The sequence below is a fragment of the Psychrobacter sp. FME5 genome (assembly GCF_014861375.1).
Classification (GTDB): Bacteria; Pseudomonadota; Gammaproteobacteria; order Pseudomonadales; family Moraxellaceae; genus Psychrobacter.
The window spans coordinates 1-22,259 of record NZ_RRYX01000042.1 but is presented as its reverse complement, the minus strand read 5'-3'; the positions used below and the strand labels follow the sequence as shown (position 1 = coordinate 22,259).

Here is a 22,259-nt window from a genome sequence, read left to right as displayed (position 1 = left end):
TCTTTGTCTACTAATTCGGGGTTAGTGATATCTACTACCATATACTTAATTCCTTTTGTTTGCTTAAATCAAAACTACTATAACACCATTATTCTATCATTAAATTAATCAACACATTATTAAAACACAGCCAAGGTTTATTACAAATTTTTAATATTGCTTCAATGATATTTATTTTCATAGTATTCTGTACACCGTTAATCCTACTCATCTACCAGCTAATACTTAAACATCCATATCGAACTCAATATTATTTCTTAAAAAAAGAGCAAAAAGTAGTGTATTACTTTCGTCCGGCGTTACAGTTTTTTAAACCCTTTGAATTAAAGATAGTAGATTACAAAGACCTGATTCCTGAAATACATACCATCAAAAATAATACAGCCTACACACCATTAAATTTATATGTTGCAGACCCTAGTACAGGGGATATTACGCATCATATCAAACCGCATGATGTCTCTGTTGATCCTCGTGTACATTGGGCATTTATCCGAACATATATGGAAAGTGATGCCAAAGACCTGCCCATAGACCCTCAATTCTGTGATACTTATCCTGCCGATACCAGCAAATCACTTTTTGCCTGTAGTGATATTGTCTTTCGGAAATATGGCATTCTCAACACGCAGCATTCAGGCGCTGGCGGTATTGTTATGCTTATTATCAGCTCAATATATGCGCTTGGTTACTTATTACAAGGTAATAACTACCAGTGTACTAAGCAAGCCATATTACATCCTGATATTAGCAAGCTACTTACTTGGGATGGTAAAGACAACCCTTACCCGATACAGCCGATTACCGAAGAGGCTAAAAAAGCATTTGAGGGCAAGAATTGGCAAGTGAATACTAGATGGATAGTGGTGATATTAATTAACATAAGTTTGTTTACGTGGGCAGTGATGGCTTATAATGGCTAGCAAAAATTGTTGGCTAACTAAATACTGTACAACTATGATTTACAATCCTCCTAACAATACCCATCCCATCGAAAAGCTCCTGAGTCGACCTTGGGAAGAAAGCATACCTGCGTATCGAGAAAAAATAGCCAGTATAGAGAAGTTGAGCCGTGATGTGCATGAGGTAAACCCAGATTATTTATTATTTCACCCGATCATTAATTCATATCAATTAGTGGGTTTTTTAATGGCTTATTGCTTTAGTTGGTTGTTTGGGCAAGGTCTATTCATGTTCTTAGTAGTATCATTTAGTTATTTGATTATTGAAGAGTTTGAATTATTGTCTTTATTTCCCATTGGTATGCTTATTTTATTTTTAATAGTTTTTGGTTTTGGATCATATTTAGTTTTAAAACAACTTAAAAACAAAAAATCTTACTCTAATAAACTTATATTACTAAAGCAGACCCAGCAGATTGCTTATTATGAGCACAATCGCAAGCAAGAGCCTATCTTCCATTTAATTAATTACAAAGATATTGTCGCCTCAGTCAGACGTAACAAGGGCGTCGTATTTGAAGCGCTAAACTTACATGTGATTGACCCCAAGACAAACCAAACCATTCAAAATATCAATCTCGAAGACATGCAACTCAGCCCTTACGACCAGTGGGCGTTTATCCGCACCTATATGGAACGTCCAGCAGATGAGCTACCGCTTGACCCCCGATATGCTCATGCCTGTCCAACTGATGTCAGTACCTCACTCTTTGCTTGTGCTGATATCGCTCAAGAGAAGAAAAATAAGGGTTTGACTGGACTACGCCATGAAGTGACGATTATGGGTTGGTTACGTGCCTGTACCGTCAGCTTTTTAGATCTTGCTGAAGGCAATATCTACCAGTCTAGTGCCAATCCTGCCTTACATCCTGAAGTGCAGCGACGGCTCATGTGGGATGGCATAAAAAATCCCTATAATATCTTGCCTGTCACCGCAGAGCGGCAAGCGGCCTTTGCTAACAAAAACCAAGCGGTTAAGCAGAAATGGTATTCAGGTATCGCCGTGAATGCAACGTGGTTTATTGGCTCGATACTGTATGTGATGCTGGTGATTGCCAAGCTGTGAGCTACTGTTTTTAATATTTAAAAGGTATTAAGTTGAAAATATTAATCATACTAGGGCATGTCTTCAATTGGATAAGCCATAAATAATAGCTACAATACCGCATCTATTGAGTGGATGTGAGAAATACGAGTTATGGCAAGAAAAGCATTAACAGATACGCTTTGGGGTCAATTGCAATCGACGATGATGAAGTACGGCTGCTATCAAACACAAAATAGTCGAGAGGTCATGGAAGCTATACTGTGGAAGCTACGCACCGGCGCGCCTTGGCGCGACATACCTGAAGAATTGTGTTCGTGGAAAACAGCCTATAGTCGTTTCAACCGCTGGTCAAAAAATGGCTTATGGGCGAATTTTTTTTTAGCTTACGAAAAGAAATTGATACGGAATGGATATTCACAGACGGAAGCTATGTTCGCTGTCATCAGCATGCAAGTGGAGCTCGGCTTGGTGAAGAGCGAGCAATTGGACAAAGCCGTGGCGGCGCAACTACAAAGATACACCTATCCTGTGATGCCGATGGATATCCGCTCAATTTTAAAATCACTGGGGGTGAAGTCCACGACAGTCAAGTTGCAGGTGAATTGATTGAAATGATTGGACAAGCTGATTACTTCATCGCTGATAAAGGCTATGACTCAGAGGCTATTAGAGACAAAGCTCGCAGCCATAATATGATACCTGTCGTTCCTAAAAGGAAGAATGCCAAACAGCCTAATCCAGAGTTTGATAGCTATTTGTACAAACTACGTCATCTTGTTGAAAATATGTTTGCAAGGCTTAAGCACTTTCGTAGTATCGCTACTCGCTATGAGAAGTTAGCTCGTAATTTTAAGTCAATGCTCTATCTGGCGTGTACTATCGTTCATTGTAAAATGAATTGAAGACACGCCCTAGTTCTTACATCTTTAACAGGGTGTTCAAATTTGGCTAGTCAAGAGTTTTATCCCTCAATTGCAGAGGAATGTAATCTATCAGAAGGCCAAGACAGTCCACAGTGTAAAATAATGGCGATGGATGACTTGACTCAAAATGAAAAGCATCGCTTATTAGGTTATATTTATTGGACGGGTGTAGAGGCAGACTATGCAAAAGCAAAAAGGTAGTGAACAAGCAAAAGTCAATTTAGGTGAGCTTTACTGCGAAGGTGGGTTTGGAGTAGATCAGGATTATGATAAAGCGCTTTATTGGTATAAGAAGGCAGCTGAGAAAGGTAATGCTTCTGCACAAAAAAACCTTCAAATTTTACTATAAAAAATGTCTGAATAAATTTAGGCGGATTTTTCGAAGTATAGACAATTCACAAATAATGGAAACTACACTATACGGTTTCAAGAGGCTTACCTATCAAGGCGCTATAGCTTAACCGATTATTTTAAAGAAGATGGGCAATGCCTTTTCTCAAAAGAAAAGTCGGTTAAATAAGAGAAGGTATAGAATAAGAAAAAGGCTTCCAATTGCTTGGAAGCCTTTTAATATAATGGTACCCGGAGCCGGACTTGAACCGGCACGATCTTTCGATCGAGGGATTTTAAATCCCTTGTGTCTACCAATTTCACCACCCGGGCAAAACTTGTTTTATCTTTAACGTATACTAGTTGATAGACCACCTAGCTACTAGATAAGTAGCTCGCTATTATAAGCATTTTCATTAATAAAGCAAGCTAAAGTTAATGTATTGCTGATAAATATTTGAGCTAAATAATTGGAGGCTGGAGTCGGAATCGAACCGACGATCAAGGAGTTGCAGTCCAGTGCATTACCACTTTGCTATCCAGCCAATCAAGGTGGACTATATTAGCAAAAATATTTTAAATTACAAGTCATTTTTCAATTAAAAGCAGGTTATTTACTAGCTTATATAAAATTTCCTGTAATTTATCATATTTAAGCCGTTAATAGCCTTATTGATTCATCGCTAAGCGTTTGCTGAGCGATGAATATTCAAGATAACACCAAAAATATTTTATTAAATAATATCCTGATTATTGCGTTTGGCTTCTTTGATGTCTCGATAGGTTGCGGTGCAGATTAATATCAGCACCCCAAGCGTAATCGCTGGCCAAATTAAAATATATAAGCCATATATAAACACGTTGTCCATGATATCTCCTTATCGTATTTATGAGCAGTTAGCAGTCAGCCAATAATTACTAATATACTGACCAACCATTATTTCATAACACTGCTGTGATCTAAGTTTTGGGCGTCTGTACGGCCTCGCTCTTTTTATCGTAATTGCCCACGCGCTGATTGATAAGGTCAAAGTCGAAATACTCATTACCCATCAAACTGACAATCACGCAGACAATGGTACTGGCGCCGTATGCGGTCAGTGAGGCGAGTAAGACCATGTATTGACGTAGGAAGCCAGTCGCGAAGATTAACATCAGCACGAGCGTAATAGCCGCGGCTCCCATACCGATTTTTCGGCCTAAGAACCCAAAGACCATAAGACCGATAACGACCGCTGCGCCAACGCTGGCTAATATCTCAAAGAAGTAAGCGGCAAAGCCAGTAATAGGTATCAGCTCAAAACGGGCAACACAGAAGAGTAGTAGACCCACAATAACGGCTGACGTAAAGGCGGTATTAGTCACGCGATTCCAGAACACACTGGCAATCACAGGGAATACAATCGCGCCCCATAATGCACCAACGAAGACTAGCATCACTAAAATATCAAGTTTAAAGCTGGCAAAAATCAACCCAGCGGCAGTGGCAATAATCATCGTACCACGACCAACAAGCATCATAGTTTTTGGCTTTGCCTTACCTTTTTTGGCGATATTTTTGCCATAGACATCGGCCATCATAATAGTCGATAGGGCTGATAAATCCGAGTCGGCGGTCGATGACAATGAGCCAATCACTAAGATAAAGAATAGTGCGATAAATACGGGATGCAAATAGGCACTGACCATCTGTGGAATCAGGTTATTCATATTGCCATCAAGTGGTTCAATACCAATGGTTAAGGCCATCAGTCCAATCATACCAAGGCCGATAACGATACCAGCATAGCCGACAGTCGCAGTGACAAATGTCGCTTTAATTTTGGTTTTATCAATGGCAAATAAGCGCTGAGTAATGGTCTGGTTACCAATAGCATAAGCCAATACTGCGACAAAATAAGGGGCGCCTTGTTGAAAGAATGCCTCAGACGAAAAGAAATCCTGCTGTTCTAAGGTCAGGTTAGACAGCCCACTAACCATGACTGAAGGTCCACCCATAGAAAATAATACCGCTGGGATAATGACCACACCAATCGCCATTAATGCGACCAATTGGGCAAAATCTGTAAAGACAGAGGCTCGAAAACCTGAGGTCAAAGTATAGCTCAGCACACCGATACCGGCGATCATCACACCCGTTTGAAACGATAAGGGTGACAAGACTGACACCAACGCTCCAGCCGCGGTGAAGTTGACCATCAAGCTAATTAAGCTGCCCATAATGTTAGATATGGCTAAAATTAATTGGCTTGATGAACCATGGCGCGCATGGATTAGTTCCCCTAATGTGTGGCCATTTGGGGCCAATTCACGAAAGCGCATACCGAATGGGTAGATGAATAAAATCATCAATGCACCCCAAAACCCATAATGTATCGGGCCTGACACGCCGTATTTGTAGCCAGAAGTAGCTGCGGCATAAAATGAAGCTGCCCAAATCCAAGTGGCGGTCATACTGGCGGCGCCCATACCGAAACCGACACCGTGACCTGCGACCATAAATCCAGAGGTTGTTTCTTTGTCTTTCTTGATTAATAAAGAAAGTAGATAAGTACCGCCATAAAATGCCAATAATAATAAAATAATGGTGAGCGATGAAAATTGGAACAATGACTCCGTTTTCAAATTCATACCTCGCAATTGTTTTAAATGAATAAAATTCAGTGAAATTTAATTAGCCCAAACTATTAGGAATACGATATAGCCTATAAAATTCCCATCTTGAGCTAATGCGCGTCGTACTATAAATAGCAAATATATCAACTGTATTAATGGTCGTGGTCTTCATTTTATGGAATAACCATGATGCCATTAGGTATGCTACATAGTTGTAGTCGAGTGCTATGGCTGTCCATCTTACGAACAGCCATAATAATATTGCGGATAAGCACCAAACCATGGTTGATGGTGTGGGCTAGATTTAGACAGCTTTATCAGCGGTAATAAGCCGATAGTCATAGTGGTGTTTATCGCATTGTTGCAGTTGATGCATAATCCGAAATCATCATTACCTATATTCGCAATAATCGATGCGATACGGCCCAAGTAATCAGCATAATGAACGACTTATTGATAAATAAAACTACAACCATGTTAATTACAGGTAACATTTTCGTGCGCTAAGGGTAACCTATTATGTAAACAACCTCAAATGTATAGTCAAACTACTATAAAAGAGATGCGTCCAAAATAGCATTCTATGATATTGGCCAGCTGACTGGTTAGCGATATCCGAGGTCGTAAACTATTTTGAAAATAAAAAAAGAGGAGAGTAATGTGTAGTATTGGGAAGTAATACGGGATAGGTTAGCGTGACGGTCATAAGCTGAGGTTACAGCCATTAGACATTAAAATGCTTAGACTGAGTAGTCCGATAAATGGATTTAGAGGAAGAATTTATAATAGTTAGAAGGGTTAGGTAGCTAGATTACCATTGGTTAGGTGCCAGAGTAATAAGTCACTCTATTGTCACGTAAAAACCCTGCCAATCCTAACCCATAACGTTCGGCGACACGCACCGCCGTACTGGTAGGGGCGGACATACCGACTAACCAAGGAATGCCACCGCGAATAGACTTCTGTACCAACTCAATCGATAAGCGCGAGGTCATCAGGACACACTGTACTTGTATTTTTTGTCGCACCTGCCAGCCGATCAGTTTATCAAGCGCATTGTGTCGCCCCACATCTTCAAACAGATATAGCTGCTGGTTGTGCATTGCTGCTGCAGCATGTACTGCCCCTGTTAGTTGATGCGTATGTTGGGTAGCATCTACTTGCTGTCGCAGATCGAGCAGATAATCAAGACTCGGAAAATTATTGTGCATTGGTCGCTGAAACGAGTCATGTAAGTGTCCACTCAAATCAGGCAATGCCTGTGACAATCCTGTGATACCACACATGCCGCAACCTGTTCGGCCTGCCAGCTGATGCTTTTGTGCTTGGATACGTTGATGACAGCGCTGGTTTAAGGTCAACTCCACCACATAAATATCATAGTCTTGTAGGTGCAAAAAGGCTTGTTCAAAGCTTTCTGATTCAGCATTTCCTGACGTATTATTTTTGGCCACAGACTCAGGGGTAAACTGTTGATAGCTTGCGATATCAGTAAGCTGAGTAACGTCCCAATCAAGCAGCTCATGGTTTTGTTGAATCAATCCTTCGCTAAATAAAAACCCAATAGCCAAATACTCTAGCTGATGAGGACTGGCCATCAATACCGCATAGTGAATACCGTTGATAACGATAGCCACAGCAGCTTCTACCGCTAGACTGGCTGGCTGATAAGCAATATGTATGTTAGCAGTGCTCGTATTACTATCCGATGGGTAGGCATGCTTTTGTGATAAGTGGGTGCGAGTCATTGGCGTTGCAGACGGTGTTGCTCTTACTTCTGCCACATCCTGCATCGTATTTGTTAAGCATTGCTCATCAGTCCGATTGCGCGTTTCGTTATTCATTTCAGCGATCATCATATCTCATCATAATTTTTGTCATGGTTGACTGTTCAACACGGCCTTATCACTTAATAAACCCTCTATAACTTTTTAGGCTAGCTCAGCGGTAGCTGCATTCACTCGTTGTAAAACGACAGTCGTTGATTTATACGCTGGGATATGTGAGTCTGGTGCGTGGGTATCCAAATCAAATAAGTCATTACATTCAGGGTAATAGGCGGCTATAGCATTGGAGGCAATATCCATCTCGGTCAATATTAACGGCCCTAATGTACGTGGTTGCGCTATTTTATTTGGTGTATCTGAGCTGTTTAGGGTGTTTGCTGGGCTGGCGTGACGAGAGACCATGACCCGATCGCCTTTTTGCCACCCCAAGCGGCTGATTTCGTCCGGATGCATAAACAGCACATCACGGCGATTGGTTTGGCGGTAGCGATCATTAAGCCCGAAAATCATAGTGTTGAATTGGTCGTGGCTACGTACGCTGGTCAGCTGCCAGACCTTTTGCTCATCGCTTGACGCACTATCAAGGTTAGTAGTGGCTTTTTTGTCATGGTTAAAGGTTGCTGTTGTCTCTGCCATCTGTGCGGCGACGTAGGTAATGGGATATTGTGGTACTTCAAACTGCGCTTTGCCGCTGTCGGTATTCCATACCCGATGACGTGCAGCATGGTATAAGTGAAAGCCGCGCTCGGCTTCGCGAATACGCTGATTAAAGTCCTCAAAACCATTAATCGCTTGAGCGATATAATCACGGACAACATCGAAATCCTCACTCATTGCTTGCCAAGGAATGGTTGAATGATTACCCAGCACATGGGTAGCGATGTTTGCCACGATTTGCGCTTCTGACTTTAAGGTCTCGCTAACGGGCTTAAGCGTACCTTGAGTCGGCACAATCTGACACATAGAGTCTTCGATAGTGGCAAACTGCTCGCCTTTAGCGGTAATGATACGTTCGGTACGACCTAAACAAGGCAAAATAAGGTTGTTTGCCCCTGGATATAGCATGGTTTCATTCAGCTTGGTGCCGACAAAAATATTGAGCTGAGTGGTGGTTAGCGCTTGTTGAATGGCACTAGTATCGGGTGCAGCGACAGCATAGTTACCACCCATACTCATAAACACTTTTAGCTTGCCAGCGATTAAGGCTTTTGCACCAGCAACGACATCATAGCCATCTTCTTGAGGCATAGAGTGCTCAAAGACCCGCTCAAGACTATCTAGCAGGCTTTGCGCAGGGCGTTCATGGATGCCCATGGTACGATCGCCTTGCACATTGGAGTGCCCACGCACGGGTGACGCGCCTGCGCCATCGATACCAATCATGCCCATCAATAGCAGTAGGTTGGTAATCATCGCTACATTATCATCACCTTGTACATGCTGGGTGATGCCCATACCCCAGGTGCAAATAGTCGCAGGACTGTCGGCCACCAATTTGGCAATAGCAATAATCTCCTCTTTACTGATGCCAGACCCGCGCTCTACATCCGTCCAAGACTGTTGACGCAGCCACGCATCGAGTGCCTCGTATCCTGAGGTATGCTGATGAATAAAGCCTTGATTGATTTTATTGTTTTTGGTCAGCCATTTGGCCAGTCCGGTCAATAATGCCGCATCACCACCGATTTGAATTTGAATGACTTCATCGACCATCTCATCGCTTTGGCCTGCTGCCATGTGTGAAGGCTTTTGCGGGTTTCTAAATTTACGCAATCCTTGTTCGCGCATGGGGTTGATTGAGAGGATGCGACATCCTTGCTCGTGAGCATGAGCGAGCATTTCTAGCATACGCGGGTGATTGGTTGCAGGATTTTGCCCAAACATTAATATTAGTTTGGCTTGCTCAAAATCTTCTAATTTGACTGTGGCTTTGCCAATACCCAACTGCCGACCGAGCATCACCGAGGTAGGTTCGTGACACATGTTTGAGCAATCGGGTAGGTTATTGGTACCGAAACAGCGTACGAATAACTGATACATAAAGGCAGGCTCATTGGTGACACGGCCTGAGGTATAAAACAGCGCTTCATCTGGCGAGTCAAGTGACCCAAGCTGCTCAGCGATACGCTGGTAAGCGGCTTCCCAAGAAATCGGTAAATAGCGGTCTTGCATCGCATCATAACATAGCGGCTCTGATAATCGACCACTGTGTTCCAGCTCATAACCTGACCATCCTTGCAGCGCTGTGACCGTATGTCTAGCAAAGAATTTGGCATCTGCTTTCTTGGTCATGGTCTCACTAGCGATGACTTTGATGCCATTTTCGCAGACATCAATGGCTTTATGTGATTTGTGGTCAGGCCAAGCGCAGCCTGGACAATCAAAGCCTGTTTTAGGTTGGTTGCTTTTTAATACGCTCAAACCACCACGTAAAAAAGTCTGGTAGTCCATCAGTTTACGAGTAGAGGAAATCAGCGCAGGCCAACCAGCCGCAGGGTGAGAGTAGACAGGGATTTTGCGCATGGCAGGCCTCTTTTGTAAATGGTGTGTAAATGGCAATAACTAAGCTTGGATGTTAGTTTGATATATAAAGCTTTGATATAAAGCAACTATATAGTGGCTAGCCAAAACTTAGTAGAATCATTAACCATAGATAACAAAAAAACCTTCAAGAAAAGTGAATTTTCTTGAAGGTTTATCATTGGCTTGCTAATGATTAAAAAAGCGTGCAATTATATTCATGGCTAATGGCTGGCAAGCCCTAGGTATCAATAGCGTACATCTTTAGGTTTTTTGCCGGAAGGGAAGTCATGAATTTTATCCGGAAAGTCAGGGCGCGGCTGATGGGTAAAGAACTCTGCCACATCGACGGCATCTTGGTCACTTAAAACGTTACCGTGGCCCCAAAGCCCTATGGTTTGGATACCCATTGGCATATTGTATTTAACAAAGGCTGCAGCTTTATAAGTACGTGCCATACCGGCACCAATGTTAAAGGATTCATCGCCCCATAGTGGCGGGAAGATAATATCGCCGCGGCTGTCTTTCATTCCTTCACCATTATCGCCGTGACAAGTGGCACACTGGGCGTGGTATATTTTCTCACCGTGTACGGTGTCACCGACCAAGGATTCATCAACTTTACCCGCGTTATTGATATCAACTTTTTGGTCTTTAGGGGTATTCTGCGCTAACCACTCCATATAGGCTAACATCGCTAACATCTCAGGAGACTCGCGATCGAGTACCTTGCCGTTCATTGAGCGCTGGAAGCAGCCATTGATACGGGCGGTTAAGTCTAGCTCTTTACCAGAACGCGGCATAAATTTTGGATAGTTGTTAAAGCTGTTGATGTACGGGTCGCCAAGCGGCACTTTACCTTGACCGATGTGGCAACTATTACAGTTCATCTCGGCGCCAACATTGTCCGGTAGTAGGCGTCTGGTTTCATTATTCAGACGCTTACCGTACAAGATTTGTTCAGCATTGGGCTCATCTAAGATAGAGGTATCCTGTGGTAATACATAAGTGCCGATATCTTCATTGGCATCGTCCGCAGTGACCAAGTCAAACTCAGATGCGTTATGCTCAACAGGTTCAGGTTTTGAGCAACCGCTAATCCCAATGGCGCAAACGGTGGCGGTAAGTACTGCCATCGTTAGTCTGCGTGGAGTGTTGCTAGCAACGATGGGCAAGTTAAGTGGCGATTTTTTCATTATTTTGCTCCTTGTGCTGCAGCATCGACGTTTAGATCTGGGGCAACGTCTGTGCCTGTTTTTGGTTTTTTAGCGAGGAATGCACGCATTTTTACCACGTCATTGATATCGATTTCAGGGGCTTGGTTGGTCCAGCTATTACGCACATAGTTGACCACTTCTGCCACGTCAGCATCAGCTAGGTTAGTGAACTCAGGCATAGTGAATGCCATGCGATCATGCGAGGTTTCAGGCATACGACCACCACCTAAGGTGATCTGTAAGACAGAGTCCGCATTTTTAGCATATACCGCACTATTTCCATCTAAAGCTGGGAAGATACGCGGGACACCTTGGCCATCAGCACGGTGACAGACGGTACAATATTCTGTGTATAACAGCGCACCACGTGAGTCATAGTTACCAGCCAATAGCTTTTCGGTGGTGGTGTCCTCTTTTTCTGGCAGCGTTACTGCTTTATTAGGGGCAGGGGATAGGGATTTTAGATACGATGACATGGCATTAATGTCGTCATTGGTCATATGCTGGGTACTGAGCTCAACGACTTCGGCCATCGCACCAAAGGCAGCAGTGGTGTCGGTACGACCTGTTTTAAAGAAGTCGTTTAGCTCAGCAATGGTCCACGTGCCAAGACCACGGTGCTCACCGCGGATACTTTTGGCGCGCCAGCCATCAATGACGGCACCGCTTAGATATTCTTCAGAGTCCGCATTGCTTAAGGCGATTTCTTGATAGCCAATACCGCGTTCGGTATGACAAGAGCCGCAATGTCCTGGGCCTTCAACTAAGTACTGACCACGTGCCAATACGGCATCATCGGTTTCAGGAACAAAGTCGCGCTTACGGTCAAACAGCACTTGCCAATAAGCCAGTGGCCAGCGCCAGTTTGCTACAGGTGGTAGCTCGCCCTTAAGGTTAGGCTGATTGACGGCTTTTACATCCGACATAAAGAAGGCATACATCGCCGCCATATCTTCGTCAGGCATGATTTGATACGACGGATACGGCATGGCAGGATATAGCGCTTTATTGCCTGGGGCGACACCATGTTTGACTGCATTTTTAAAGTCATTAAAGGTATAATTACCGATACCCGTTTCTTTATCAGGGGTGATGTTGGTCGAGTAAATCGCACCAAGTGGGGTCAGCATAGGCAGACCACCCGCGTAATCTTCACCACCGAGTACGGTATGACAAGCGACACAGTCACCGGTACGCGCCACATATGCACCTTTCTCGATTAGAGCGGGGTCAGTAATGTTGACTTCGATGTCACTGGTGGTGGTGCGCATATTAGGCAATAATTGCCCAATAATAAACGCTACTGCTAGTCCGATAACTGCTGCAATAAGGATAATTAATGGCCACTTTTTCATGGGCCCGCCCTCCATAAGATACGTGTTCTAAGCCCAGCGTCAAATGATATAGTTGATATCAATGAGTGAAGCTCAGCGAATTAAAAGTTACACTACTGTTATTTAGTATAAGGTAACGCGTAACATTTGGGTATTGTGGAAAACCACATTATTGTTAAGGCTTTTGTTGGCCATGAAAAATCAGTAGGATAAATGACAGACAGTGTTTATGCACAAAAATAGCAGGAGTAGAGCTTTGATGAGTACCGCTACTACGTGTCGCGCTTTGCTGATGCTTACTATTTGGTTTGGCGGGTCACTACTAGCAATAGCGCAAGCAGAGACCTATTATTTAGGTGTACTGGCACCGCAAGGTGAAGCGGTCACACAGCAAACATGGCAGCCGTGGTTGGATCAACTCAATCGTCAACTGGCAGATGACACGGTCATATTGGTGCCTTTAGCACTGGAGAATTGGCAACAGCAGATTAAAGCGCAGCAGTTTGCGTTGGTACTTGGCCCACAAGTGCAGTTTATAAAAATGAATACCACAAGGTGGCGCTGGCTGGCAACTTTGCAGACGGATAGCACGCCTGCTAATTTGAAAAATACGAGCGATACAGATGTTATCAGTTTTAATACTCAAAAAATGCTAAGCCCATCATCTACTACCGTTGATCTAGTCAATGAGCTAAATGAGTTAAATAAACTGGATACGCTCAATCAGGTGCAAGAACCTAGCGCCATGGAAGAGGTCGCTAGCGCATTATGGGTGGCCGCTGACAGTAATATTCTTCGTTTGCAAGATTTGCATCAACACCGTATTGCCGCCGTTGATGCGGATGCATTTGGTGGTTATCTGTTGGTGGCACATTTATTACAACAAAATGGTATCGCGCCCAGTCGCTATCAAACGCAGTTTGTGGGTTATCCGGTAGAACGGACGTTGGATGCCTTGGCAAGTGGCGAGGTCGATGCGGCGATAGCGCCGCTGTGCTTGATGGAAGAGATGGCGCGGCAAGGGAAAATTAATAAAAAACAATACCGTTTGATTCATCCAGTGACCACCGCGTCAAATTGTCAGTCGTCAACAAAGATATATCCCAATTGGACATTGGCAGCGACAGAGCAAGCACCTGCTACGCTAGTACATCAAATCAATCAGAACTTGTTTGGTACAGTCGCAGCGAATAGCGACGAAGCGCGTTTAAGACAGCGCTGGCTGCCACCGGAGTCTAGTATCGATGCTGAGCGTATCTTATACGAGATGAATCGTCATCCCGCACAAAAGCAGCTCAGCTCTCATATCGTGGATTGGATACAGTCGCATCGTTTATGGATGGGTATAATTGTCTTTATTGTCCTGATATCCACGATTAATTATGCTTGGATGAGCTGGCTGGCGTGGCGTCGTCGGCAAAAAATACTGACGCAAAACCAGCTGATTCGTGATTATGACCAACAACTGCGGCAGTCGGAACGTTTTGCTGTCATTGGTGAGATGAGCGGTTCAATTGCTCATGAAATCAATCAGCCACTGGCGACCATTCAGAATTATGCCCAAGGCTTATTGATTCGTAACCAACAAACACGCTTAAATAAAATAAGGTCAAATAAAAACCCTGAGAATACAGAGTCAGACAGTGATGCCACCACAGAAAATGCGCTCCAGCAGATTGTCACTGAGACTGAGCGTGTCGCGGCGGTCATTGGTAATATCCGTCATTGGGCGGGTCGGTCGCAGGCGAGTGAGGTCAACGTCGATATTGCCGCGACTTATCAGCAATGTGTCTTGCTATTGGGCGAAAAAGCGTCAGGTATTAGCTTTTGGCTGGCGAGTGATTATCAGCATTTGACCTTACCCGACTTACTGCTAGATCAGTTATTGATTAACACTGTGACCAATGCGCAGCAGCAAGGTGCAACCCATATCATGCTACGCTGCCAAGCAGAAGAGCATGCTGGCAAACAGTGGCTGGTGTTGCATATTAGTGATGATGCTGGTGGCTTTGAGGCCGCCCAGCTAGAGGCGCGTCGCTCACCGCAAAAATCACTCCATTCATATGACACCAAGTCGACGAAAGCTGATGGCCTAGGATTGGGTCTGATGATATGTCAGCGATTGTGCAAATCGCTTGGCGGCACGATGCAGCTTAGCAATCTGAATGTACAGCATGAGCTTGATATCATCCAGACGGTAAACGGTAGTCATCAACAGCGATGCAAACGCAGCTTAAACGGCAAAATCCAGTTGGTACAGAGCAATACCTTTTATCAGCCGTCAAACCAAACGGGGGCACAAGTGTCTTTTTATCTGCCGCTATATATAGCAAAGACCAATGACAAACCGCAATAAACTTAGCGAATTCATTTAGTAATAAGGTAGTGTATGACTTCTTCCAATGTGCCAAACGAGCATTCATGCGGGCAAGTTAACCTCAATAATTTATCGGATAATTCACTGAATATTACCTCTGAATCCCTGATTGTTCATATCATTGATGACGAAGAAAGCGTACGCCTATCTTGTGAATTTCTACTGAGTAGTTTGGGTTTTGTTACACAGGTATGGCCGAGTGCCGTGGATTTTTTGCAGCAGGTGGATATATATAGCCCAGCAGTGGTTATCAGTGATTTGATGATGCCTGAGATGAGCGGGCAGGCACTACACGCCCATCTTAATAATCACGATAGTCCGATGGCGCTGATTGCTTTGACGGGCAATGGAGAGATTTCTGATGCGGTTATGATGCTCAAACAAGGCGCAGCAGATTATTTAGAAAAACCCATTAATAGCCACCGTCTACAACAAGCGATTACTCGTGCCCAAGCGTTGACCATTGAGCGTGCTAAGCTGTATAGCATTAGTGAACTCTATGCACAGCTAACCGATAAAGAGCGGCAAGTGGCGCATGAGTTGCTACAAGGTAATATCAACAAAGTCATCGCCGATCATCTAGAGGTGTCGGTGCGCACGGTGGAAGTACATCGCTCACAAGTCATGAGAAAAATGCAATCACAGCATGTGAGTGAGCTGATTCAAAAACTGGTATTGCTTGGGGTTTAGTTTTGTAGCAGTGAGGCAGAGGCAGCCAATCTATCCTGTCGACGGCATGTTTTAGGAATAAAAAGCCCATCCTTAATTTTAAGGATGGGCTTTTTTTAATGTATTTATATTTATAAATTAGCTCAATATCAAGCTGTCATCTTCGACTTTTTCACCGCGCGTTTGCTCAAACATATCGAGCAAGTCATGTACGGTCATGCCTTTACGAGTATCACCAGCGACATCTAGCACGACTTGTCCTTGGTGCAGCATCACAGTACGCGTGCCATGTGCCAGTGCTTGCTGCATCGAGTGTGTGACCATCATAGTGGTGAGCTGATTGTCGGTCACAATCTTGTCGGTCAATTCTAAAACGAAAGCAGCAGTCTTAGGGTCGAGAGCGGCAGTATGCTCATCCAGCAATAAGATTTTAGAAGGTTGCAGTGACGCCATCAGCAGACTAACTGCTTGACGTTGGCCGCCGGATAATAGCCCCATGCGGTCGGTCAAACGGTTTTCTAGTCCCAGTTTTAGCACCGACAACTTTTCTCGGAACAGGTCGCGGTTATTGGGGTTTAGGGCGAATTTAAGACCACGTTTACCGCCACGTTTATAGGCCAATGCCATGTTTTCTTCAATCGTTAGCGCTTCGCACGTTCCAGCCATTGGATCTTGGAATACCCGAGCGACCCAATGCGCGCGTTGATGGGCCGTTTTTTTGGTGACATCATTGCCATTTAATAAGATTGAGCCACTATCGACGCGTGTGGTGCCACTGACCGCATTTAAAAAAGTCGATTTACCGGCGCCATTGGTACCAATGACGGTGACAAACTCACCATTGGCAATGTTTAAACTGATACCGCGTAAAGCAGGGTTTTCGATTGGCGTGCCTGGGTTAAAGGTCAAGCGTAAATCGGTGGCTTGCATCATAATCGTTATTCCTTATTATCTTTTTAAGACGGTATCTTCAAGCTAGGCGCGAACTCTACGAGATAAAAACTTGGTTTTCGCTTTTGGTAATACCAATGCCAATACCACAAGTAGTGCTGTAATTAAGTTTAAGTCTTGCGGGCCAAAGCCAATACTACGTAGCGTATCGCTTGATAGCGCAACCTGAATAAATAGCTTATACAATACCGCGCCAACAATGACTGCAAAGGTAATCAACCAAATACGCTTGGCAGGAATGATGGTTTCACCGATGATGACCGCTGCCAGACCAATGACAATCGTACCAATACCGATAGAAATATCTGCGCCGCCTTGGGTCTGTACAAATAAGGCGCCTGCTAAGGCAATCAAACCGTTAGAGACGGCCATACCGATGATGGTCATCCACGAGGTATTAATGCCTTGTGCTTGCGCCATACGTAAATTTGAACCCGTAGCGCGCATCGACAAGCCTGTTTCGGTACTATAAAACCAATCTAAAAATAGCTTGGCAAACAGCACGACCACACCAATGATAACGCAGCGCATCCAGAAGCCATTTCCATCAGTCACCAACGAGCTAAACACTGTGGTTTCACCCAGTAGGGGCAAGTTCGGCGCACCCATGATACGTAGATTGACAGAGTATAACGCCACCATCACTAGGATACTGGCAAGTAGCTGCAAAATGCCAAGCTTAACGTGCAGCCATGCGGTGACAATACCCGCCACTGATCCTGCTAACATGCCAAAAACACAAGCCAGCCATGGGTTGATACCAGCGACGATAGAGATACCAGCGACCGCACCACCTAATGGAAAGCTACCGTCAGCGGTCAAATCAGGGAAGTCGAGTGTACGAAATGAGATAAGCACACCGAGTGCGACTAGGCCATAAATTAGACCACTTTCAAGCGCACCAAAAAAAGCAATTAAAGACATAAGAGATCAGTAAGTCATAACCAAGCGTCTAGCGAATACTACTAGGAATAGGTGAGTGACAATAAAAATAAGTCATTGCCAAAATCATCTAGCTACTAAACGGCTAAGCAGTGGATTTAACAGATTAAGCAATCTGCGGTTAGGGTAAACCAAAATATATTACGATGCACAACGATTAGCAAGCTAACTTGATACCTTTATTGAATTCAATTTAATGATTCAAGATATGATGAATTTAGCAATGGTGCCAATAGTTTACAGCTAATAAATGCTTTATAAGCCATAGGTGTTTTATAAGAAATAGCTATAGTCAGTGAAAAGTAATATCAATGCATCACGTACTGTAGGTACAGTTTTTCTTGCTTGCTGCGTCGACGCAGACAGAGGCTGCAAAAAAAATATACCAGCAGTGTCTTAGCATTTTTAAAGTGTTTTAACGATAGTTCATAAACGGCTGCGCTAACTAATAGTTACTGAAACAACAGTCGCGTAAATAAGAAGCCCAGCCTACTGATTCATAGCTGGGTTTTCTATGTTAAACACTTAGTCTCATAGCCCAAAGGTAGATGACGAATGGTAAAGAAGGGGTCAAAATTGTCGTCTATCTTGTGGTTGCTATGATAAGTTAAATATCAAAGTGCGTTATTCTACCACTTCTTTTGCTTTATCGATAACAGCTTGTGGCAAAGTAATGCCTTGTTCTTTGGCATGTTTTGGGCTGACATATAGATCGAGCATTTGCGGCGTATAGACAGGGATCGCACCGGCTTCTTCACCATTTAGGATACGTACCACGATTTTGCCTGTTTCGCGACCAAGATCGTAGTAGTTGACACCCAAAGCAGCGATGGCACCGCGTTCAACTGAGCTGGTATCGGAGGCAATGAGTGGAATTTTACTTTCTTTGGCGACTTGGTATAGCGACTCGTAGGCTGAGACCACGTTATTATCGGTTGAGGTGTAGATCATATCGACCCTACCTTCTAGGCTACGTGCAGCCATCGCAATATCCGTACTACGCTGGGCAGGCGCTTCATGCACCTTGATACCAAGTGGCGTCAAATTTTCTTTCAGCGCTTTTAGAACGATCGTTGAGTTGACTTCACCTGGGCTATAAACGTAGCCGATACTTTTGAGACTTGGAATGATTTGGCGCATCAATTCAATCTGTGGCTCATAAGGAAGCGCATCAGAACCACCAGTGACATTGGTACCAGAACCATCTAGTTTGGTTACCAGTTTGGCTGCTACTGGATCAGTCACTGCTGAAAATACTAAAGGAATACTGCTGGTTGCAGCAGCAACAGACTGCGCTGATGGTGTACCGATAGCGACGATGACGTCTGAATTGTCGGCGACGAACTGCTTGGCAATCTGGCCTGCCGTCGCGGTGTTACCTTGTGCGCTTTGGAAATTAACGGTTAAGTTTTCACCGTCTTTAAAGCCTGCATCGTTGAGCTCTTCGATGACGCCTTTACGTACATCATCCAGTGCTGGATGCTCAACGATCGCAGTGATAGCAACGGTTTTCATCGCTGTTGTAGCATCGCCACCTGTTGTAGCGGTATCCGCGTTGCTGGTATCTTGTGCCGACTGGTTACAACCGGTCAAAATAGCTGTACAAACGCCACCTAACATTAGTGCTTTACTAAAACTGAAATGACCAAAACGGTTTTGATACAACATGGGTCTCACTCCTGAAAATAATAATGTGTCCGTACATTATTTAATAAATAGATAAAAGGTAAAGCAAGCCGCTTATAAAGGTATAAATTATTATAAATGGCTAGGTGTTATTTAGTCGCATTCTGCGCTTTGTTATCGACATTGATGGCATTTTTTAACAAGTCGTCGGTCAAGCTAACGCCTTGTTTAGCCGCGTGTTTTGGGCTTACATATAAGGTTAAGGTATTCATCACTTCAGGCTTGATGGTATTGACCGCCTCGTCATTTAATACGCGATAAACCATTTTGCCTGTGGTACGACCAAAGTCATAATCATTGACACCAAGCGCCGCAGTGGCACCGCGTCTCACGCTAAACTCGTCTGAGGCAATGATGGGAATATCAAGCTCGTTGGCAGCGCCAGCCATCGCTTCAAATCCGGATACGACGTTGTTATCTAACGAGGTGTAAATGACATCGACGCGACCAGCAAGGCTACGAGTCGCCATGGCTACATCCGTTGGACGGTTGGCTGTTACATCCAATATCTTAAGCCCACGTGCAGGTGCGGCTTTTTTAAGTTGATTAAGTACCACAACAGAATTGACTTCACCTGGGCTATAAACGTAGCCGATGGTTTTTGCATGAGGTACGATTTTTAGAATATTGTCTAATTGTGGCTCGATAGGCAATACACTAGACAGTCCTGTCACATTAGGTTGAATAGGCGTATTATTTTCATCGATGAGCTTTGCCGCGACAGGATCTGAAATGGCGGTATAAATAACCGGAACCGTCTTAGTTGACGCTACGATAGATTGAGCAGATGGCGTCGAAATTGCCACGATGGCATCGGGGTTGTCACCTGCAAACTGCTTGGCAATCTGTCCTGCGGTCGCTGTGTTACCTTGGGCGCTTTGGAAATTAACCGTTAGATTTTGGTCTTTGACATAGCCATTATCTGCTAACTCATCAATAATACCGCGGCGCATCTCATCGAGCGAAGGGTGTTCGACGATTTGGGTGATGGCGATTGTTTTGGCGGGCTTATCAGAATCCACGGTAGAGTTTTCATCAGTTGTGGCAGTATCGGTCGAATTTGAGCAGCCAATTAATCCAAGCGTGGCGCTCATAGCAGCACCAAGTAGGCTGAAGCGTAAAGTAGTAGCAAAGGTCATTTTATTCTGGCTCATAGGTTAGAAAGTGCAGGTTACCCGAGTCACTGTTATGTGCATGCTGAGATAACGGGCTAACATCAAAGTAATCAATCCATTGATCATTACATCTATATTATGACAGTAATGTAACTTATGGCAATAAGAAAATGAACTACCCACTACCTTAAAGGTAGGGGTTTCTTAGGTAATACCCATACTTGATGCGATGTTCTGCATCAGCGGTTAGATAAATTGACTAAGCTAACCCTGTCGCACCGACAGTTTTGAGCGTGACCAGCCTTAACCCTTCATTGAGGATGTTGATACTGGCATTGATGTCTCTATCATTTTTCTGCAAGCAGCTTGGACACGTCCATGATCTCACTGACAACGGCAATTCAGCTTTAGCCAGTAAGTGACCGCAGTTTGAGCAGGTCTTAGAAGACGGATACCATCGGTCTATTTTAACAAGCTCTTTACCATACCATTCCGCTTTATAGGCAAGCATAGTGGTGAATGTTGACCATGAGCTGTCTGATATGGCTTTGGCCAGCCTTGGGTTCTTAACCATACCCTTAACATTCAAGTCCTCTATGGCAATAACATCGTGATTTTTGATGATATTGAATGAGAGTTTGTGTAGAAAGTCTTTGCGGCTATTCGTTATTTTCTCGTAAATCTTGGCGACTTTGTTTTTTTGCTTTTGATAGTTGTGGCTGTCGCTTAATTTACGCTGATCGGCTTTGGCAACTTCTCTACGTTTGGCTAAAATCTTTTGTTCACGAGCCAACTTGTCTTGCAGCTTTGATAGAAACTTAGGATTAGCCACTTTGCTACCGTCCGATAAGACGATAAAGTCGGTTAATCCTAAATCAATACCAATGTTTGAGCCAGTTTTAGATGATTCATTAACAACCGTTTCAGCCAGCAGGCTGACATAGTATTTGCCTGTCGGGGTTTTGCTGATGGTGGCGCTCTTGATTAAGCCATGTATTTTATTTGGGAATTTGGCTTTAATATGACTGATTTTAGGCAGTTTAACGCTGTTATGCGTGACTGCTACTGTGCCTTTTTGATTGTTGGTGGTGTAGCTGTCGCGCTGCCCTTTTTTCTTGAAGGTAGGAAAGCCTGAGCCTTGTTTGAAAAACTTGCTATAGGCGTTGCGTAGGTTTTGCTGGACGTTGGCCAGTGCCAAGCTATCCACTTCTTTTAACCATTCAAACTCAGCCTTATACTGAGCAGGGGTGTTTTTTAACTCTGTTTTGGTTTCTTTATAATGCTCAATCTTGTCACTAAGCATCCTATTCCAAATAAAGCGTGTACAGCCGAATGATTTGGCAAAAAACACTTGCTGATCGACAGTAGGATATAGTCTGACTTTATAGGCTTTTAGAATTTGTTTAGGCATTATTCTATTATACTCTAAAACTCAAATACGCATTCATCCCACTACCTTAGGTAGGGAGTTTCTGCGCGATACTGTTAAAACGCGTTTGTCATTGTTTTTATGAAGGGGAGTTTAAATAAATTTTTGTTGAATAAATTATTTTGGTAAAATATTTTTGATATCAATTATTAATAAATTTTACACAACTTAGATTAACACATGAAGTGCAATACCAAATGTGAGGTGAAAAAAAGACCTAGATGCGCTAGCATCAAAGTTTTTATCCACCGACCAAAGTGAGATTGCAACCATGAACTATACACATCTAAGCCTAGGTGAACGATACCAGATTTATGCCCTTAAAGGGGCAAAACATAGTATTAAATTTATAG

Annotated in this window: 18 protein-coding genes and 2 tRNA genes; 7 read left to right on the top strand and 13 right to left on the bottom strand. The window is 43.7% G+C overall.

Annotated elements, in window-relative coordinates:
- The first annotated feature begins 278 nt into the window (after positions 1–278).
- The 5 genes from EI161_RS07525 (at position 279) to EI161_RS07505 (ending at position 3,282) form a co-directional block, all read left to right on the top strand.
- Complete coding sequence (locus EI161_RS07525; RefSeq protein WP_192529336.1) at positions 279–923, top strand: hypothetical protein; 645 nt, start codon at positions 279–281, stop codon at positions 921–923.
- 34 nt (positions 924–957) lie between these two features.
- Entirely contained in the window at positions 958–2,028 is a 1,071-nt protein-coding gene (locus EI161_RS07520) for a DUF6708 domain-containing protein (RefSeq protein ID WP_192529335.1), read from the top strand.
- Positions 2,029–2,160: 132 nt separating this feature from the next.
- A protein-coding gene (locus tag EI161_RS07515) for an IS5 family transposase (RefSeq protein ID WP_225735277.1) occupies positions 2,161–2,912 on the top strand; the annotation gives its coding sequence in 2 pieces (ribosomal slippage) (positions 2,161–2,368 and positions 2,368–2,912; 753 coding nt in all).
- 42 nt (positions 2,913–2,954) lie between these two features.
- Positions 2,955–3,134, top strand: coding sequence for a hypothetical protein (locus tag EI161_RS07510; RefSeq protein ID WP_192529333.1), 180 nt, complete (start codon positions 2,955–2,957; stop codon positions 3,132–3,134).
- The gene (locus tag EI161_RS07505) at positions 3,115–3,282 is read left to right on the top strand and encodes an SEL1-like repeat protein (protein WP_192529332.1); all 168 of its coding nucleotides are present in this window, start codon (positions 3,115–3,117) and stop codon (positions 3,280–3,282) included. Before EI161_RS07510 ends, EI161_RS07505 begins: the two co-directional genes overlap by 20 nt.
- Positions 3,283–3,509: 227 nt before the next feature.
- Here EI161_RS07505 and EI161_RS07500 read toward each other — a convergent pair.
- The 8 genes from EI161_RS07500 to EI161_RS07470 form a co-directional block, all read right to left on the bottom strand.
- Positions 3,510–3,596, bottom strand: a tRNA-Leu gene (locus EI161_RS07500).
- A gap of 138 nt (positions 3,597–3,734) precedes the next feature.
- Positions 3,735–3,808: transfer RNA gene (locus tag EI161_RS07495), tRNA-Cys, on the bottom strand.
- Positions 3,809–3,997: 189 nt separating this feature from the next.
- A complete protein-coding gene (locus tag EI161_RS14805) occupies positions 3,998–4,132 on the bottom strand; it encodes a putative transporter small subunit (RefSeq protein WP_225735276.1) in 135 nt (44 codons plus the stop codon).
- A gap of 91 nt (positions 4,133–4,223) precedes the next feature.
- Positions 4,224–5,894 carry a sodium:solute symporter family protein gene (locus tag EI161_RS07490; protein ID WP_263973715.1) on the bottom strand — a complete coding sequence of 557 codons (1,671 nt, stop codon included), beginning with the start codon at positions 5,892–5,894 and terminating at the stop codon, positions 4,224–4,226.
- Between the two features lie 806 nt (positions 5,895–6,700).
- The gene (locus EI161_RS07485) at positions 6,701–7,735 is read right to left on the bottom strand and encodes a formate dehydrogenase accessory sulfurtransferase FdhD (protein ID WP_192529339.1); all 1,035 of its coding nucleotides are present in this window, start codon (positions 7,733–7,735) and stop codon (positions 6,701–6,703) included.
- A 75-nt stretch (positions 7,736–7,810) separates the two neighbouring features.
- A complete protein-coding gene (locus tag EI161_RS07480) occupies positions 7,811–10,189 on the bottom strand; it encodes an FdhF/YdeP family oxidoreductase (protein ID WP_192529331.1) in 2,379 nt (792 codons plus the stop codon).
- Between the two features lie 245 nt (positions 10,190–10,434).
- Complete coding sequence (locus EI161_RS07475) at positions 10,435–11,382, bottom strand: c-type cytochrome (protein WP_225735274.1); 948 nt, start codon at positions 11,380–11,382, stop codon at positions 10,435–10,437.
- Positions 11,382–12,758, bottom strand: a complete 1,377-nt coding sequence (locus EI161_RS07470) for a cytochrome c (RefSeq protein WP_225735273.1) — start codon at positions 12,756–12,758, stop codon at positions 11,382–11,384. Before EI161_RS07470 ends, EI161_RS07475 begins: the two co-directional genes overlap by 1 nt.
- Before the next feature lie 238 nt (positions 12,759–12,996).
- Here EI161_RS07470 and EI161_RS07465 point away from each other — a divergent pair, with 238 nt between their 5' ends.
- Both EI161_RS07465 and EI161_RS07460 read left to right on the top strand, forming a co-directional pair.
- On the top strand, positions 12,997–15,093 hold the full coding sequence (locus tag EI161_RS07465; protein ID WP_192529329.1) for a PhnD/SsuA/transferrin family substrate-binding protein: 2,097 nt from the start codon (positions 12,997–12,999) through the stop codon (positions 15,091–15,093).
- A 33-nt stretch (positions 15,094–15,126) separates the two neighbouring features.
- Complete coding sequence (locus tag EI161_RS07460) at positions 15,127–15,804, top strand: response regulator transcription factor (RefSeq protein ID WP_192529328.1); 678 nt, start codon at positions 15,127–15,129, stop codon at positions 15,802–15,804.
- 117 nt (positions 15,805–15,921) lie between these two features.
- Here the strand turns inward: EI161_RS07460 and EI161_RS07455 are convergent, their stop codons facing one another.
- The 5 genes from EI161_RS07455 to tnpB form a co-directional block, all read right to left on the bottom strand.
- Positions 15,922–16,716: an ABC transporter ATP-binding protein gene (locus EI161_RS07455; RefSeq protein WP_192529327.1), complete on the bottom strand. Its 795-nt coding sequence runs from the start codon at positions 16,714–16,716 to the stop codon at positions 15,922–15,924.
- Positions 16,717–16,758: 42 nt separating this feature from the next.
- Complete coding sequence (locus EI161_RS07450; RefSeq protein WP_192529326.1) at positions 16,759–17,658, bottom strand: ABC transporter permease; 900 nt, start codon at positions 17,656–17,658, stop codon at positions 16,759–16,761.
- Positions 17,659–18,300: 642 nt separating this feature from the next.
- Positions 18,301–19,344, bottom strand: coding sequence for an ABC transporter substrate-binding protein (locus tag EI161_RS07445; protein ID WP_192529325.1), 1,044 nt, complete (start codon positions 19,342–19,344; stop codon positions 18,301–18,303).
- A gap of 107 nt (positions 19,345–19,451) precedes the next feature.
- Positions 19,452–20,456 (bottom strand): ABC transporter substrate-binding protein, encoded by a 1,005-nt coding sequence (locus EI161_RS07440; RefSeq protein ID WP_413038495.1) that lies wholly within the window; start codon positions 20,454–20,456, stop codon positions 19,452–19,454.
- Between the two features lie 280 nt (positions 20,457–20,736).
- A complete protein-coding gene (gene tnpB, locus EI161_RS07435; protein WP_192529324.1) occupies positions 20,737–21,888 on the bottom strand; it encodes an IS200/IS605 family element RNA-guided endonuclease TnpB in 1,152 nt (383 codons plus the stop codon).
- Positions 21,889–22,259: the final 371 nt, after the last annotated feature.

Excerpts from the sequence above, each read along its gene's own strand:
- EI161_RS14805 (WP_225735276.1), bottom strand. The coding sequence starts at position 4,132 with ATGGACAACGTGTTTATATATGGCTTATATATTTTAATTTGGCCAGCG.
- EI161_RS07450 (WP_192529326.1), bottom strand. The coding sequence starts at position 17,658 with ATGTCTTTAATTGCTTTTTTTGGTGCGCTTGAAAGTGGTCTAATTTAT.
- EI161_RS07485 (WP_192529339.1), bottom strand. The coding sequence starts at position 7,735 with ATGATCGCTGAAATGAATAACGAAACGCGCAATCGGACTGATGAGCAA.
- EI161_RS07440 (WP_413038495.1), bottom strand. The coding sequence starts at position 20,456 with ATGAGCGCCACGCTTGGATTAATTGGCTGCTCAAATTCGACCGATACT.
- EI161_RS07460 (WP_192529328.1), top strand. The coding sequence starts at position 15,127 with ATGACTTCTTCCAATGTGCCAAACGAGCATTCATGCGGGCAAGTTAAC.
- EI161_RS07465 (WP_192529329.1), top strand. The coding sequence starts at position 12,997 with ATGAGTACCGCTACTACGTGTCGCGCTTTGCTGATGCTTACTATTTGG.
- EI161_RS07490 (WP_263973715.1), bottom strand. The coding sequence starts at position 5,894 with ATGAATTTGAAAACGGAGTCATTGTTCCAATTTTCATCGCTCACCATT.
- tnpB (WP_192529324.1), bottom strand. The coding sequence starts at position 21,888 with ATGCCTAAACAAATTCTAAAAGCCTATAAAGTCAGACTATATCCTACT.
- EI161_RS07520 (WP_192529335.1), top strand. The coding sequence starts at position 958 with ATGATTTACAATCCTCCTAACAATACCCATCCCATCGAAAAGCTCCTG.
- EI161_RS07480 (WP_192529331.1), bottom strand. The coding sequence starts at position 10,189 with ATGCGCAAAATCCCTGTCTACTCTCACCCTGCGGCTGGTTGGCCTGCG.
- EI161_RS07470 (WP_225735273.1), bottom strand. The coding sequence starts at position 12,758 with ATGAAAAAGTGGCCATTAATTATCCTTATTGCAGCAGTTATCGGACTA.
- EI161_RS07445 (WP_192529325.1), bottom strand. The coding sequence starts at position 19,344 with ATGTTGTATCAAAACCGTTTTGGTCATTTCAGTTTTAGTAAAGCACTA.
- EI161_RS07475 (WP_225735274.1), bottom strand. The coding sequence starts at position 11,382 with ATGAAAAAATCGCCACTTAACTTGCCCATCGTTGCTAGCAACACTCCA.
- EI161_RS07505 (WP_192529332.1), top strand. The coding sequence starts at position 3,115 with ATGCAAAAGCAAAAAGGTAGTGAACAAGCAAAAGTCAATTTAGGTGAG.
- EI161_RS07455 (WP_192529327.1), bottom strand. The coding sequence starts at position 16,716 with ATGATGCAAGCCACCGATTTACGCTTGACCTTTAACCCAGGCACGCCA.